Origin of the sequence: Methanobacterium formicicum, assembly GCF_029848115.1 — an archaeon.
GTDB classification, from domain to species: domain Archaea; phylum Methanobacteriota; class Methanobacteria; order Methanobacteriales; family Methanobacteriaceae; genus Methanobacterium; species Methanobacterium formicicum.
On record NZ_JARVXG010000059.1, the window covers coordinates 67,054 to 80,000 of the forward strand.

Below are 12,947 nucleotides of genomic sequence, written 5' to 3' on the forward strand. Positions count from 1 at the left end.
CTAATAATTGATTAAAGGAATATAAATGAGGATTATAACTATTGTTCCCGCTTACAACGAAGAAAAAGCCATAACCAACGTGGTTGATGGTGCTAAGAAACACACTGATGTACTAGTTGTAGATGACGGATCCCTGGATGAAACCGCAAACCTGGCAAAAAATGCCGGTGCTGAAGTTTTAAAACATACCAAAAATATTGGAAAAGGTGCAGCTATTAAAACTGGACTTAAATATGCCATTGAAGAAGATTACGATATTATGGTTTTAGTAGACGGAGACGGACAACACGACCCCCAATGCATACCTCTCCTTTTAGATGGAATGGAAGGTGTGGATCTGTTAATTGGCTCCCGTTTCCTGGATATGGCCCCACAAAACATGCCCCTCCATCGTCGGTTTTCCAATGGCATTACCACTAGGCTCATAAGATTCGTAACCGGATACCATATAACTGATAGTCAGTGTGGATTTAGGGTGATATCCAAAAAGGCAGCCCCCCTCTTCACTGGAATATCCTACAATGACTATGTTTACGAGTCAGAAGTCCTGTGTAAGGCCTCAGAAAACGATTTGGTGGTGGCTGAAAAACCCATACAGTGCGTTTATGGTACGGAAAAATCCTATGTGCGTACCCGGCATGTGGTGCACTACCTCATGTTCACCCTGAAACTCCTGGTGCGTAAAATGCTGCGGAGGATCTGATCTTGAAAAAATACTATGTATTCCTGATAAGTATTCTCCTTCTGGCCCTCCTGGTAATCTGGATTGGCCCTCAGCAGATGTGGGAAATTATAAAAACTGCAAATCCATGGCTAATACTGTTGGCCATTTTTATACACCTCTTTGTGGTGTGGATACGCTCCCTACGTTGGGGTTATATTATTAACCAGCCCCGGGAATTTAAGAAAAACTTCATTGTCAAAACCATAGGGCTTTTTGCCGGTAACTTCAGCCCCATGCGCAGTGCAGGGGAAGTGTTAAATGCAGTTGCCGGGAAAAAGATCAACGAAATAACACTTTCTGAGGGTCTTTCTGCTGGTTTAACTGAAAGATTCTTCGACGGGGCCATAGGGGCAATTTTATTATTGATCTGTGCTTTTTTACTCCCCAAAATAAGGGTTTTAGCCATTATGGGAGGATTAGCCTCTTTAGGACTTTTAATAGTCATTTACCTTATCAACTGGAGGGAAGATACCAGTATCTGGATTTACAACCGTATTCATTCCGTACTGCGTTTTCTACCCATCTCTGAGGAAGTGGTGGAGACCTTCTACCACAAGTTCACCGAGGGTTTACGCAGCATGATCGAATACACCAAAAGCTTCAGCAGTTTCCAAAATCTAATGGTGGTATTCCTGTTAACCAGTGCTTCCTGGATTCTGGAATGTGTGCGCCTGTACGTAGTATTCATGGCCTTCAATGTTGAAATCAACTTTGTAGCCATTATCATCATCTTCCTACTGGCCAATATAATTGGAATAGTATCTGCCCTTCCGGGAGGTATTGGTTCCATTGAACTGTCCCTCACAGGATTGTTCGTGCTCTTTGGAGTTCCCAGTACAGTTGGTGGAAGTATAGCCATGGTGGATCGTTTAGCTTCATTCTGGGTGGTTTCTGCCCTGGGAATTGTATTTTCAGCTTACTACGCCCGGGATATACTGGATGAGATCAAGGGGTACACCCTGGGTTTGAAAAAGAAAAATGGTTAAATGCGACGTCCGGGATTTGAACCCGGGTTGTAGGCTTGGGAAGCCCAAGTCTTAACCAGGCTGGACCAACGTCGCTCATCATTGATTTTATTTTTCTAATTTAAATTTTTATGGTCGGAAGATAAACAACCACCCTAACTGCCCAGGGTTTGCTATTTAAGCCATGAAAACTCTTTAATCTTTTAGAAAGACTGGCACGTGATTAGGCCACTATTTTAAGAGAACTGGCATCCTTGAGAACCAATTCCAGACTACCCTTGTATTCAGTGACCTTGCCCACAATTTTTATACGTCGCTGTGTGAGGCTTTCCAGGTTCACACTGGTCTTCTGGATTTCTGTTGCTGCACTTTCAAATACCACCACTTTGATCCTTCCAGTTCCATCCATAACCTCCAGAAAATAAGTTTCTCCCTTCTGGGACTGGATGACCCCGGTGACCATCCCCTCAATTGAAACCTCCTTATCCAGCATTCCCCGGTCCATGTCTTTAATTTGAACTGTTTGAGGAGTTATAGAATTAGCAGAGGCTATCATACCCACTAATCCACAAATCGCCGTAAACAGGGCCACTTTAAAGATTTTCTTATCATCGATACCCACCATAGTATTACGTTATCTATTGTTATTAATAAATTTGTGGTAGTAGAATTTAAAAAAAAGTAGGGATTGATGGGATATAAAAAATGGATTAACTTTTCTCTGAGTTTTTGAAGATGGATTTAATTCTTTCCAGGGTGTCAATTTCATCCAGACCAATATCATTGCGGATCCTTTTAACCACCGGGAAACGTAGAGAGTAGCCAACCTCAGATTCCGGACTTTCCACTATCTCACTAAAGGCAATTTCCATGATTATAGAGGGAACTATCTTCACCTGTCTACCATCTTTGCTTTCGATAAGTGGTTCTACCATTTCTGAAAGTTCCAGTAAGGTTTTATCGTCCAGTCCCGTGGCAGCATAGGCCAGAGGTTTGAGTTTATCATCTTCATCCCGAATCGCCATCAGGTAGGAGCCAATTAAATGGGCACGTTTACCCTTACCGTAAGTGCCCCCAATCACCACCAGATCCAGGGTTTCTGGTTCGGCTTTTAATTTAAGCATCTTTTTCCCCCTTATACCCGGCATGTAGGGTGCCTGGGGGTCCTTGATCATGATACCCTCGTGACCCTGTTTAATGGAAAGTTCAAAGAGATCCTGGGCCCGATGAATCTCTTCCGGATGGACTTTAACCTGGGCCGAAAGCTCTACCCGGTCATTTTCCACTTTAACCAGTGATTCGAGTATTTTTCTCCTCTCCTGAAGAGGTTCATCCAGAGTGGGCTGGTGGTAGTAGAGTACATCAAACAGATAGATGGTTAACGGGATTTTAGAGACCATTTTATCGATTTCATATTTCCTTCGTACCCTCTGAAGCATGTACTGGAATGATATCGGTTTCCCATCCCTGCTGGCAATAATTTCTCCCTCAACAATAAAATCTTCGTGGGGGAGGGATTTTTCAATGTATTGTGTGATTTCTGGAAGGGCCAGGCTGATATTTTCCAGTCTTCTGGTGAATATGTCAATCTTATCACCGTGCCTGTGGATTTGAACCCTTATACCATCGTATTTAGTTTCACAGAGCGCCCATCCCATTTCCTCCACACTTTCCTTAATACCCGGGGATAACTGAGCCAGCATGGGTTTAACTGGTTTTCCAGGTTTTAAAGTTAATTTTTTCAGTCCTTCCTCCCCTTCTTTCCAGGCCACAGAAGCCACCAATCCCATGTCGTTGGTTAACATGTGCGCCCTTTCGGCTACTTCAGTAGGGATGTTAAAGGCTTGGGAAATGGCATCACGGATGGTTCCCTCCCCCACACCTACCCGTAGTTCCTCCAGCACGGTGCGGGTGAGGTACTTAGCCTCTGAAGGTGACGCCGATGATAATAATTCCATTAAAAGGTCTATCTTCTTAAACTGGGCCCGGTTTCCAGAAACTTCCGCCATTTTCACCAGATTACGGTGTACCTTCTTTATGGTCAGTGGTCGGCTGAAAAGGGTCACCTGACTTTTCTTCTGGTATAACTCCTCAGCGGCCAGGCCAATATCCCCGGCATCACGCATCTGATTTTCCACCTCACCGGGAGAAACACCAACTGCCTTAGAAATGGCCTTCATCAGAAGTTTCGACCCTATCCCCAGTTCTTCCTCACTCCAGGTGGGGAAAATTCTGCCCAGGGACAGTAAAGTTACCATGGGGATGAGTTCCGGTTCTTCTTCTCCCACTTTAGCCAGAAAATTGGCCAAGATATCTGTTTTCTCCAGACGTTTGGTGGTAGAGTCCAGATCCTGGTAGACCTCCACTAAATCTTCATATAACATTAGAATATCACCGTTAAACTGATTTACAACCATTTCAAAATTATTCAAACATGCTTAAGCTTTTTTCACGTTAAAAATATAAGAACACTGTTATTTAAATTTAAACCTTCCTCATTCTTTAAAAAAATAGATGTAAATAATCACTGTCTGGGACCGAAATATGTGGGGAGGGATTGTTTATATCCTCATAATGTTTAGTGCTACTTAACTATCCAGAAACATCCCTTAAATCCCAATTTATGCCTAATATTCGGACCGAGACCATAAAATCTGGAAAGTGGTTCCTTTATTTTTGGAAAGGATTATGCTGCCCTCTAATTGTTTTACCAGGGTGTTGACCAGTTGGAAGCCCATGGTTCCACTGTCTTTAAATTCAATATCGGAAGCGAGCCCCACTCCATTGTCTTTAACCAGGAGAACATTATTATCATGGTTGTCCAATCCAAATTCAACACATATTTCTCCTTCCATGGTTCCGGGGAAGGCGTGTTTCACGGCATTGGTTAAAAGTTCATTGATGATGAGTCCACAGGGAATTGCTGCATCGATATCCAGCATCAGCCCATCAGTATGGGTTTTCATCTTAATTCTGTCTGTGTCTACGTGATAGGAACTGACAATGAGTTCTATGAGTTTTTTAATGTACTGGGAGAAGTCTATGAGGGCGAAATCTTCCGACTGGGAAAATCCATCGTGTATCAGTAACATTGATTTAACCCGGTTTTTGTTATCCTTCAGGACCTCCCGGTTCTCTTCATTCTTCATGTAAACTGACTGGAGTTCCAGGAGGCTGGATATCATGTTCATATAGTTTCTAACCCGGCCATTTATCTCCCCTAAAAGCATTTCCTTTTCTTTTAAAGACGCGTTTATCTCGGTTTCTGCCTTTTTACGATCGGTAATATCTTGGGCTATCACCTGAACCGCGAATAATTCCCCGTTTTTAAGTAAAGGTGCAGGATAAACTTCCATTAAACGTATCTCCCCGTCTCTGGAAATTAAACGGGACTCGAATGGCCCTACCTCTTCCCCGTTGAGGTATCTGGAAAATAACTCCTGGTAATACACAGAATCCTCACCGGTGATGGATTGTAGATCATTGAAGTACATGCCAATGGTGTCTTCACGTGAAAGGGGACTGAATTTTGCTGCAGCATGGTTAAGGTCAATTATTTTACCATCTAATCCCAAAACAACCACATAGTTCGGGAAATATTCGAATAAAGTTCTATATTTTTCTTCCCGTTCCTTGATAGCCTCTTGGGCTTTAAACTTCTCCAGTTTCTCCTTAGCCTCTTTTAAAGCTCTTTTAACGGAGTGAGGAAGTTTTGTGAGGTTATTTTTTAGGACATAATCCGTTGCTCCTTCTTTGAGCATTTCAACTGCAAAATCCTCGCCTATCTTGCCACTTACAAAGATAAAAGGCGTGTTGGGGGTGATTTCCCGGGCCAGGTTCATGGCCGTGATACCATCAAATTGGGGCAGTGAATGATCGGCCAGGATGATACTCGGCTGGAATTCTGCCAATTCTCTCCGGTAATCCTCTTCTTTCTCCACGATTCTGGATGTGAATTGGAGTCCTTCACGTTTGAGCTGAGTTTCTATTAGTTCAGCGTCCAGTGGCACATCCTCTAATATTAGAACTCTTATTTCTTCCGCCATAACATCCCACAGAGTACAATTAATTAAGATTTTCAGATGTTATTGGTATGCATCCCACCCATTTATAGTTATTTTCATTTTTCACGAGACCCCCATTACCGCATTGGAAACATGAAAATATTATATAGATAATCATCCATGGTTAAAACAAGGCATATTGGTTAGAAACCGTTTTAAATAATTTAAAGCTATTTTAAACACTTAAAAAGAGAATATAAAAAATTAGGGGAAGGGAATAATAAATTCCCGGAGTTATATCTTAATATCGGGATCAGTTAGATTTACTCCATGACCACAATCTCGTCTTGTATTTCCTCGGAGCCAATCTTCACTGGGGTTGCTTTTTGCATATAATGATCAAATAACCGGTTCCCCCATGAAATAGCTTCCTCTCCCTTGCTGATCAGGGCTATGTTGAGATCGTAGGTTCCGTCAGTTGAAAATAATCCCATTGCAATGAAATTGTCACCGGTGGTTAGTGAGATTTTTACATCTTCATCAATCTTCATCAACTGCAGATTACCATCCTTTATCCATTTTCCCAGTTTATCTTTCCCTACATTTTCCACCAGTTTATCCAGAATTCCTTCGGTCATGATAAGCTGAACATTTCCCTTTTTCTCCAGTGTTTCCAGGAATGTTTGGATACTGGAGGGGTTGTACACTGAAGTGAGTTGTTTAAAGTTCCGGCTTTTGGATAAAAACTCTGAAAAGACTTCCTGTGGCCTCATTATATTGGTGCTAGTCGATTTCACAATGAATGATTTTTCCAGGCAACCTATGTCCTTGAAGAGTTCTGGGGGGATGCAACTGATGTCATGGTTAAGGAATAGGCCTTCACACAGGTTCAAGGAGTAGAAAGACCGCATTACATCAATTAACTTGTTGGCCACCACTTCTCCAGTCTGGGACAGGGAGTAGTTTCCTGATTCTCGGAAGATGAAATTTTTCTGCTCCAGCTGGTTCATTCCGTGCAAAATTGTAGAGGAACTTAAATGGATCTCCTTACGTAGATCTGCCAGATTCTTGGATCCGCTCCTTAAGCTGATTAATATCTTTGCCCGGACATCCGAGGCTATGAAAAATTTCATATCATCCTTTACTTGCTCGTATAGTTCAAACATATAATCCATTTTAATTCCACCTTTTTTTGGTAAGGGGATTTTAATAATAATGTATGAGTTTAGGTTAAGACTTTCATTATTGATTCAGGTGAACTTAATTTTAGTTGCTATATCATATGGATAGTAAAGATTAATAAATATTGGCCTTGTAAGTGTTATATAAAGATAGATTAGAATTAGTAAAATTGATTATTATTAACCATATCACCAGATTTGCCAATAATCACCGATTTATTAAAATAAAGAATAGTTAAAGGTTTATAAATAAAAATTTAGATTAAATAAACCTTTCAAATCTCTCTTTTCCTACATTACATATGGGACATGTTTCCGGAGGCTCTTCACGAGCACATAAATATCCACAAACTCTACATCTCCACACTGGAAAAGACAAAGAACTTAAATCTTCTTTTTCTGTAGATTTTTCCAGGGATCGGCGTTCTAGAGGTCCAGGTCTTCTTTCCGGTATGGAACTTAGTTTTTTTTCACCATTAAGAATTTCTTTAGAGATATAAAGTCCACAGTAACATGCTCCAAATTCGTTCAGGTCTGGATCACGGTAATCACAGGGACAAATTATGTCCAGGTCTTCTTCTTTGATTCCAGACGCCAGGCGACAGGGACAGGCCCCATAACCATAACGTGACTGGTTAATGAGGATACTTTCCAGGAGTTCCTTGGTGAACACCTCATCAGGGTTTAAATGATATCCCTTAGACTCAATTTCTTCTTTTAATTTTTTATAAAAAGCATCTACATCTTCAACAGTGATATCGGCAGGACTCATCCCAATATCTCCCTTACTTTATCTTCATTAAATCCCACAATGGTTTCTTCATCATTTATCACCAGAGTAGGGAATGAAAGTTTGGGATTCCATTTTTCCACGTTCTCAATTGCTTCTTTTCTTTCAGCACCCTGCAGTAGGTCCACGTAAATATAATCATATTCCACCCCTAACTCTTCCAGGAGCATTCGTGTCTTTTTGCACCAACCGCAAGTACTTAAGGCAAAAAGGACTGTTTTACCTTTGTTTTCACCATCAACGTGTTCCATTAACATTAGGTTTCCTCCTTAACCATATCCCATCTTAAGTTTATTTATAGAGAAATAAATCCAGAACTTTCCACATTATTCTATTTTATGTTCAACTTTCTATTAATAAACTGGCACTTTAATCAAAGAAAGGACAGGTTGATACTGGTTACCGTTGTTAAATATTATCCCGTACCATTCTCAAAGCGCAAAACTCACCACACATGGTACACATATCACTTTCAGCCGTAGGCCTCCTTTCACGACATTTTCTTGCTTTTTCCGGGTCAAAGGCAAGCTGGTACTGTTTTTCCCACTGGAAATCTTTCCGGGCATGGGCCATTTCCATTTCTTTATCCCAAGCACTTTTAAGTCCATTGGCAACATCTGCAGCTTGTGCAGCTATTTTAGAAGCCACAACCCCATCTTTAACGTCCTGTAATCCTGGTATGGACAGGTGTTCTGCGGGGGTAACGTAACACAGGAAATCCGCCCCGGAACGAGCTGCCAGTGCTCCCCCAATTGCGGAAGTTATGTGATCATATCCTGGAGCCAGATCAGTTACTATTGGGCCCAAAACATAGAATGGAGCCCCTTTACAGACTGTTTTCTGTATCTGCATGTTGGCTTCCACTTGATTCAGAGGTACATGTCCGGGTCCTTCCACCATAACTTGCACATCTGCTTCCCGGGCACGTTTAACCAGGTCTCCCAGTATAAGGAGTTCCCCCATCTGGGGTATGTCGGAGGCATCGGCCAGACAACCGGGTCGGAGCCCATCACCCAGGGAGAGGGTGACATCGTGTTCCCGGGCAATCTCTAAGAGGTAATCATAATTTTGGTACAAAGGGTTTTCTTCCTGATTATGGAGTATCCACGCTGTCAGGAAAGCTCCACCACGGCTCACCACACCCATAACCCTTTCTGACTTTTTAACTTTTTCCACAGTGTCCAGAGTGATGCCACTGTGCACCGTCATAAAATCCACACCCTCCCGGGCCTGTTCTTCTATAGCACGGAACATATCGTCTTCATCCATGTTCACCACTGCTTTTTTCGCATCAGAAGCTGTGATCCCGGCCTGATATATGGGTACTGTCCCCAAAGGAATGTCAGTAGATTCCATTATCGCCTGGCGAACCTGGCGAAATTTAGGTCCAGTGGAAAGGTCCATCAATGCATCTGCACCGTATTCAGCGGCAATTTTGGCCTTTTTAACTTCTAACTGCACATTCTCCAGTTCCGGGGAAGAACCCAGGTTGGCGTTTATCTTGGTACGTAGTCCCTTACCCACACCACAGGGTTTGGTGTTCCGGTTCTTGTTGCTGGGAATCACCACATGACCTTTAGCAACTCTTCTGGTGAGTTTTTGAACGTCTATGCCTTCGTATTCTGCTACTTTTCGTATTTCATCTGTGGGCTGGCCCTGGCCAGCCTGATACAACTGAGTCACTTTTCATCCCTCGTTTCATATATTAGGAAGTAGGTCTTAAATTAATTATTATGATAGAAAAACTGCATGCTAAGGATATCATGATCCAAGAGGTGCATGTTACCTCCCCCACTGACCTGGTTGCTGCTGCCAAACTGAAGATGATGCGCTGCAATGTGGGGGGCCTGCCCGTAGTTGAAGAAAAACATCTGGTAGGGATAATAACCCATCGAGACGTTTTACTTGCAGGAGGTGAATCTCTGGGTTTGAAGGTGGGTGATTTAATGAGCAAAGACCTTCAGGTTGTAGAAAAGGACACCCCAGTCATGGTTATCACCCGGATAATGGCCGATAAAGGTTTTCAAAGAATTCCAGTGGTGGAGGATGGCAATTTAGTGGGACTGATAACCCAGAGCTCACTTATCCGTGCACTGGCTGATTCCGGAGAAATTTAGTTCCCTAAAAAGGGGTAATAAATCAGGAAGCAGAATATTCTAAACTGTGCTTAAATTAAAGGATCAGGTATTTTAGCATCTTTTTTCTCCTTTATTCCTCCTATCTTTTCTATTCTGAGTTTAAGGAATTTTTCCCCCTCATTACTTGCTGCATAAATTGGTATTGAAGCCCCCACTGAAAATGCATTCTTCTCTGCAGCAAGATTTCTTATCTGGAGTGAAGCACACGCCGTGATCACATCAGCATACTCAAACAGGACCTCTGCATCTTCGTAGGAAGTGGCCGTAGTGTGGACTGCAAAAATATAGATCTTTACACCTTCATGTTTGCTTTCAATTTCCCTGATGCTTTTAGCATCATCTGCAGAAGCAATGGTCACACCGATTTTAGTGTATCCCTCATCAATAGCTTTTAAAACACCTTTTACCTGGTCAATTTCGGCATTTTCTGGATTTAATACTTTATCCTGACCTACACTGTTGATTAATTCAGTTAGGGGCGTGGTACTGATAATTCCAGAAACTCTGCCCCCTATCCCCTGTGCCAGTTCTGGATCTTCGACTATCACCGTACCACAACCTTCACATACGATTATCGCACATTGGATGATTTCCTCATCCAGTAAAGTACCCAGTATCTCTGATATTCCAAAGGATAGGAAATCTGCCATTTTTAATTCTCTCTGGTTGGTGCACATACCAAAATCATTGATACGAAACTCCATGTTTTCTTTAATTATTTGAGGGGTGATTTTTTCTATTCCCCGGTATTTATGGAACAGAGGACAGTAGGCAACTTGAGGTTCTTCCACTTCCACTACCTTACCATCCCTTATGATTATTTTTGCCTTTCCCAAAGCCTCCATTACATGCTCATCCATTTTTAACACCTTTTTTGTTTTTTCCAAACCCCAGTTTCCTAGTGTATTCTTGTCTTAAAAGATGGACATAAATAAATAATCAATGCCCCCTGGAGTTTAATAGGATAGGTGAATCCAATAATAAAATCCAGCCCGGCCACTGCAAGGGCATGAGGAATAAGTTAATAGATTTCTAAAAAAGGTTAATAAAGGGCGATTTGTATAGAAAACTTTAAATGAAATGAGAATGAACAGCATATAAGCCATGCCGGGGTGGCTCAGCTGGTTAGAGCGCGCGGCTCATAGGGTATTAAGCAAGTGCTCTGACTTTTTCCTGGGATACCGCGAGGTCGCGGGTTCGAATCCCGCCCCCGGCACTCATTTTTACTTTTATAAAACAAAATAGCATTGAATATTACTTTAAACCCTATTTGTAAACTGTTTTTAACGTTTTTTTAATTCATTCCTACCATAATATCTTAAAAAAAGAATAGAGTCTATGATCTAAGATTTACCCCGCTGTTCCTCTTCCGAACCCTTTAAACAATACAATTCATGTTTAAGCTGGAAGTTATCATGAGCCGGGCAGGTGGAACATATACATTCTGCGGGATCAACTTCACATTGGCTTTTACCTAAAAAACAAAATAAAGATTCACTATTTTCCGTCATACACTGATCATAAGTGGGACAACTACGGCATACACAGATCCTCTTCTTTTGCATGTCAATTAATGAATTTAACTGTTCTTCTGACATTTCTGACATTTTTTCCATGATAAGTTCAAATCTATCCAACTAAATCACCTGTCAATCTGTAAAATCATATGAAGACCTTATGATCTTTGGTTTTGATTTCTTTAATTATTTGTCATTCTTTCCGGAGAAGTACTTCATCCGGATAACATTGAAAACAATCACTACCACCACAAAGGCGATTCGAAGGTAAGGACTTACCGGGGCGAAAAGAGCAATTAATAAAATAGCCACTCCCACCAGACTGTGGGTTAAAAGATTTTTCCAGTCAGTAAGATAAGATTGCAATCCTTTAAATACACGATTCATATTTTTCACATCCTAAATTCATTAAAACGACCATTATAACTTATAAATCCACTATTTACACATTTTCAAGGGTATGAGGACAAGTCGCAGATTGAACAGTTAAAAAGGTTAAACCTATTTTATATCTAATTATGATATATAAAATTTTGATATATCTTTCTAGAATATATAGGTATGGTTAAGGGTAAGTGTACCAAAAATATTAAAACCAACAATAGCAGACCCTTTAGATAATTAATGAATGGCTTATTTGGTGTATCCATGCCTGAAAACAACAGTGAAAAAATTTATTGGGAAATATTAGACCGGCAAAAAGGAATCATCGGCAAAAAGGAACAGTTAGATATTTTAAACTCTTCAGTTACCGTTATCGGCTGTGGGGGGATAGGAGGCGCCACAACCGAGATGCTAGCCCGAATGGGAGTTGGAAAACTCAAAATAGTGGACAAAGATGTCTTTGAAGTATCTAATATTAATCGACAGCTCATGAGCAACCTGAAAAGTATCGGTACACCTAAAACACAGGCAACTAAAGAAAGACTCCAATCCATCAATCCAAACATAGAAGTTGAAACCTTCAACACTGAATTAAATGGGAAAAATGTTACAGAAATTTTAACCGGAAGCCAGGTAGTGATTGATGCCCTGGACAATATTTTAACCCGGATAATCGTGGGGCGCAGTGCAGAAGCGCTGGACATACCGTTCATACACGGAGCTATACACGGAACAATGGGCCAAATTACTGTTTTTAATAATTCAACTCCTTCATACGAAGAATTATTCAAATTACCTTCACAAGGAAAAGAATTGACTGAAGAAATCATTTCCCAGATCTCAAATCTTAGTAAAGAAGTTCCACCAGTCCTAGGACCGGTTCCCAACATCGTAGGCTGCCTGCAAGCCATGGAAGCCGTTAAACTAATCACCCGGAAAGGTACCCCTATAATGGCCCCCCGTGTCTTAATATTTGATTTAATGAAAGAAGAAGCATTTTCAATAGTTAGATTTTAGATTATACTAATTTTATATTGTTATTAGCGATTTAATACATTTTTATTGACTAATTTATATGAATACTGCCGGTGGGATCTACCCGCAAACATTTATATACCAGTAAAAGGAAACATTCTTCCGGTGAAGATCACGGAGGTTACTAAATTGCAAGATAAAATAGGAAAAGTTATTGAAAATATTGAAAAATGCGGCACTAAATTTGTAAGGCTGCAATTCGTGGACAT

General features: G+C 41.0%; 15 protein-coding genes and 2 tRNA genes (1 of these 17 running past the window's edge). 6 read left to right on the plus strand and 11 right to left on the minus strand.

The features are described from left to right. The first annotated feature begins 25 nt into the window (after positions 1-25). Together QC759_RS11530 and QC759_RS11535 are read left to right on the plus strand one after the other, a co-directional pair. Complete coding sequence (locus QC759_RS11530; protein ID WP_048073017.1) at positions 26-703, plus strand: glycosyltransferase family 2 protein; 678 nt, start codon at positions 26-28, stop codon at positions 701-703. A 2-nt stretch (positions 704-705) separates the two neighbouring features. Next, positions 706-1,710 carry a UPF0104 family protein gene (locus QC759_RS11535; RefSeq protein WP_048073016.1) on the plus strand — a complete coding sequence of 335 codons (1,005 nt, stop codon included), beginning with the start codon at positions 706-708 and terminating at the stop codon, positions 1,708-1,710. A 1-nt stretch (position 1,711) separates the two neighbouring features. Here the strand turns inward: QC759_RS11535 and QC759_RS11540 are convergent. From QC759_RS11540 to thiC, 8 genes are all read right to left on the minus strand, one after another. After that, positions 1,712-1,785, minus strand: a tRNA-Gly gene (locus QC759_RS11540). Positions 1,786-1,912: 127 nt separating this feature from the next. Further along, positions 1,913-2,314, minus strand: a complete 402-nt coding sequence (locus QC759_RS11545) for an OB-fold nucleic acid binding domain-containing protein (protein WP_231863010.1) — start codon at positions 2,312-2,314, stop codon at positions 1,913-1,915. A gap of 85 nt (positions 2,315-2,399) precedes the next feature. Next, positions 2,400-4,073: an ATP-dependent DNA ligase gene (locus QC759_RS11550; RefSeq protein WP_048073015.1), complete on the minus strand. Its 1,674-nt coding sequence runs from the start codon at positions 4,071-4,073 to the stop codon at positions 2,400-2,402. Between the two features lie 243 nt (positions 4,074-4,316). Then, positions 4,317-5,735, minus strand: coding sequence for a PAS domain S-box protein (locus tag QC759_RS11555; RefSeq protein WP_048073014.1), 1,419 nt, complete (start codon positions 5,733-5,735; stop codon positions 4,317-4,319). 281 nt (positions 5,736-6,016) lie between these two features. Beyond that, a complete protein-coding gene (locus QC759_RS11560) occupies positions 6,017-6,868 on the minus strand; it encodes a helix-turn-helix transcriptional regulator (protein WP_048073013.1) in 852 nt (283 codons plus the stop codon). Positions 6,869-7,136: 268 nt separating this feature from the next. Further along, positions 7,137-7,646, minus strand: coding sequence for a ferredoxin-thioredoxin reductase catalytic domain-containing protein (locus tag QC759_RS11565; RefSeq protein ID WP_048073012.1), 510 nt, complete (start codon positions 7,644-7,646; stop codon positions 7,137-7,139). Then, positions 7,643-7,921: a glutaredoxin family protein gene (locus QC759_RS11570; RefSeq protein WP_048073011.1), complete on the minus strand. Its 279-nt coding sequence runs from the start codon at positions 7,919-7,921 to the stop codon at positions 7,643-7,645. Before QC759_RS11570 ends, QC759_RS11565 begins: the two co-directional genes overlap by 4 nt. 151 nt (positions 7,922-8,072) lie before the next feature. Next, the gene (thiC, locus tag QC759_RS11575) at positions 8,073-9,347 is read right to left on the minus strand and encodes a phosphomethylpyrimidine synthase (RefSeq protein ID WP_048073010.1); all 1,275 of its coding nucleotides are present in this window, start codon (positions 9,345-9,347) and stop codon (positions 8,073-8,075) included. A 50-nt stretch (positions 9,348-9,397) separates the two neighbouring features. On the opposite strand from thiC, the gene QC759_RS11580 reads away from it, so the two are divergent. Then, on the plus strand, positions 9,398-9,781 hold the full coding sequence (locus QC759_RS11580; RefSeq protein ID WP_048073009.1) for a CBS domain-containing protein: 384 nt from the start codon (positions 9,398-9,400) through the stop codon (positions 9,779-9,781). Between the two features lie 50 nt (positions 9,782-9,831). Here QC759_RS11580 and QC759_RS11585 read toward each other — a convergent pair whose 3' ends face one another. Then, positions 9,832-10,662, minus strand: coding sequence for a methanogenesis marker 8 protein (locus QC759_RS11585; RefSeq protein WP_048073008.1), 831 nt, complete (start codon positions 10,660-10,662; stop codon positions 9,832-9,834). Between the two features lie 246 nt (positions 10,663-10,908). On the opposite strand from QC759_RS11585, the gene QC759_RS11590 reads away from it, so the two are divergent. After that, positions 10,909-11,018, plus strand: a tRNA-Met gene (locus tag QC759_RS11590). A 127-nt stretch (positions 11,019-11,145) separates the two neighbouring features. Here QC759_RS11590 and QC759_RS11595 read toward each other — a convergent pair. Then, positions 11,146-11,439: a DUF2769 domain-containing protein gene (locus QC759_RS11595; RefSeq protein ID WP_048073007.1), complete on the minus strand. Its 294-nt coding sequence runs from the start codon at positions 11,437-11,439 to the stop codon at positions 11,146-11,148. Positions 11,440-11,505: 66 nt separating this feature from the next. Next, a complete protein-coding gene (locus QC759_RS11600; protein WP_048073006.1) occupies positions 11,506-11,706 on the minus strand; it encodes a hypothetical protein in 201 nt (66 codons plus the stop codon). 261 nt (positions 11,707-11,967) lie between these two features. Here QC759_RS11600 and QC759_RS11605 point away from each other — a divergent pair, with 261 nt between their 5' ends. Continuing rightward, on the plus strand, positions 11,968-12,720 hold the full coding sequence (locus tag QC759_RS11605; protein WP_048073005.1) for a HesA/MoeB/ThiF family protein: 753 nt from the start codon (positions 11,968-11,970) through the stop codon (positions 12,718-12,720). A 147-nt stretch (positions 12,721-12,867) separates the two neighbouring features. Then, a protein-coding gene (gene glnA, locus QC759_RS11610; protein ID WP_048073004.1) for a type I glutamate--ammonia ligase crosses the window boundary here: on the plus strand, positions 12,868-12,947 show its 5' portion. The gene runs 1,249 nt beyond the window's last position; the window shows 80 of its 1,329 coding nt (coding positions 1-80); the start codon lies at positions 12,868-12,870; the stop codon falls past the right edge of the window.

What these genes read in the sequence shown, in the direction of transcription:
- QC759_RS11530 (WP_048073017.1), top strand. Translation starts at nt 26, where the DNA reads ATGAGGATTATAACTATTGTTCCCGCTTACAACGAAGAAAAAGCCATA.
- QC759_RS11545 (WP_231863010.1), bottom strand. Translation starts at nt 2,314, where the DNA reads ATGGTGGGTATCGATGATAAGAAAATCTTTAAAGTGGCCCTGTTTACG.
- QC759_RS11550 (WP_048073015.1), bottom strand. Translation starts at nt 4,073, where the DNA reads ATGTTATATGAAGATTTAGTGGAGGTCTACCAGGATCTGGACTCTACC.
- QC759_RS11555 (WP_048073014.1), bottom strand. Translation starts at nt 5,735, where the DNA reads ATGGCGGAAGAAATAAGAGTTCTAATATTAGAGGATGTGCCACTGGAC.
- QC759_RS11560 (WP_048073013.1), bottom strand. Translation starts at nt 6,868, where the DNA reads ATGGATTATATGTTTGAACTATACGAGCAAGTAAAGGATGATATGAAA.
- QC759_RS11565 (WP_048073012.1), bottom strand. Translation starts at nt 7,646, where the DNA reads ATGAGTCCTGCCGATATCACTGTTGAAGATGTAGATGCTTTTTATAAA.
- QC759_RS11570 (WP_048073011.1), bottom strand. Translation starts at nt 7,921, where the DNA reads ATGTTAATGGAACACGTTGATGGTGAAAACAAAGGTAAAACAGTCCTT.
- QC759_RS11580 (WP_048073009.1), top strand. Translation starts at nt 9,398, where the DNA reads ATGATAGAAAAACTGCATGCTAAGGATATCATGATCCAAGAGGTGCAT.
- QC759_RS11585 (WP_048073008.1), bottom strand. Translation starts at nt 10,662, where the DNA reads ATGGATGAGCATGTAATGGAGGCTTTGGGAAAGGCAAAAATAATCATA.
- QC759_RS11600 (WP_048073006.1), bottom strand. Translation starts at nt 11,706, where the DNA reads ATGAATCGTGTATTTAAAGGATTGCAATCTTATCTTACTGACTGGAAA.
- QC759_RS11605 (WP_048073005.1), top strand. Translation starts at nt 11,968, where the DNA reads ATGCCTGAAAACAACAGTGAAAAAATTTATTGGGAAATATTAGACCGG.